The 1,659-nt window shown below is 69.4% G+C and carries 1 protein-coding gene; it reads left to right on the top strand.

Annotated features, from left to right (window positions below; genetic code table 11):
* Nucleotides 1-1,659 (top strand): condensation domain-containing protein (locus ACTWP8_RS38135; protein ID WP_443326634.1); only part of this gene is annotated, 1,659 nt, incomplete at both ends.

The raw sequence follows: 1,659 nt of genomic DNA, 5'->3' as shown, positions 1-1,659 counted from the left end.
TGCCCGCCCCGGACTACGGTCCGGAGTGGGTCGGGCGGGCCCCGCGCTCTCCCCGCGAGGAGATCCTGTGCGGCCTGTTCGCCGAAGTCCTCGGCCTGCCCGGCATCAGCATCGACGACAGCTTCTTTGCGCTCGGCGGGCATTCGCTGCTGGCGACCCGCCTGGTGAGCCGTATCCGCTCGGTGCTGGACGCCGAGCTGTCCGTACGGCAGCTCTTCGAAACCCCCACCGTCGCCGCGCTCGCCACCGCACTCGACGGAGCCACCCAGGCACGGGCCGCCGTGCGGGCGGCGTCACCGCGCCCCGAACGACTGCCGCTCTCCCTCGCACAGCGACGCCTGTGGTTCCTCGACCAGTTCGAGGGGCCCAGTGCCGCGTACCACCTGCCGGTCGCCCTGCGCCTTTCCGGCTCTCTCGACCGTGAGGCGATGGAGCGGGCGATCGCGGATGTGGTGGCGCGGCACGAGAGTCTGCGGACGGTGTTCGCGGAGGACGCCGCGGGCCCGTACCAGGTCGTACTGGACGCGTCCCGTGCCCGGCCCGAGCTGACGGTCATCACGACCGACGCCCGCCACCTCGACGAGGAGCTGAACCGGGCCGCTCGGCGCGAGTTCGACCTGTGTGAGGACCTGCCGCTGCGGGCCGTGCTGTTCGAGCTGGGCGACGACGAGTACGCGCTGCTCATCGTGATCCACCACATCGCAGGCGATGCCTGGTCCATGGGCCCGTTGGCTCGCGATCTCACAGCCGCGTACACGGCACGTACGGCCGGTGAGGCGCCGTCGTGGTCGCCGCTGCCGGTCCAGTACGCGGACTACAGCCTGTGGCAGAGCGAGGTCCTCGGCTCCGACGAGGACCCGGGCAGCGAAGTCGCACGCCAACTCGCCTACTGGCAGGCGGAACTGGAGGACCTGCCCCAGGAGCTGGTGCTTCCCACCGACCGTCCCAGGCTCGCAGTGGCCTCGTACGAGGGCGATCGCGTGGAATTCGAGATCCCGGCGGCCGTCTACCGGGAACTGACGACCATCGCCCGTGACACCCGGTCCAGCCCGTTCATGGTTTTGCAGGCGGCCCTGGCTGCGTTGCTGACGCGGATGGGCGCGGGGACGGACATTCCTCTCGGCACGCCGATCGCCGGGCGTACGGATGATGCGCTGGACGACCTGATCGGGTTCTTCGTCAACACCCTCGTGCTGCGCACGGACACCTCCGGCGACCCGACCTTCACCGAACTCGTCGACCGCGTTCGTACGCAGAACCTGACGGCGTACGCGCATCAGGATCTGCCGTTCGAGCGGCTGGTCGAGGTGGTCAACCCGGAGCGCTCGCTGTCCCGGCACCCCCTGTTCCAGGTGTTGCTTACCTTCAACAACACCGATCAGGGAGCGGGCGAGGCGATTGCCTCGCTGCCCGGCCTCAACGTGGCCGAGCAACGGGTCGAGGCCGGCGCGGCGAAGTTCGATCTGTCCTTCCGCTTCGCCGAGCAGCGCGACGAGTCCGGTGGGGTCGCTGCCCTGCACGGTGCCTTGGACTTCAGCACGGATTTGTTCGATCGGGGTACGGCCGTGGCTTTGGTGGCGCGGTTGGTGCGGGTGTTGGAGTGTGTGGTGGCTGATCCGTTGGTGCGGGTCGGTGCGGTGGATGTGTGGGTGGCCGGTG

This window comes from Streptomyces sp. 7N604 (assembly GCF_052245475.1).
Classification (GTDB): Bacteria; Actinomycetota; Actinomycetes; order Streptomycetales; family Streptomycetaceae; genus Streptomyces.
Note: the sequence above shows the minus strand (reverse complement) of the source record. Positions and strands in the feature narration are given on the sequence as shown.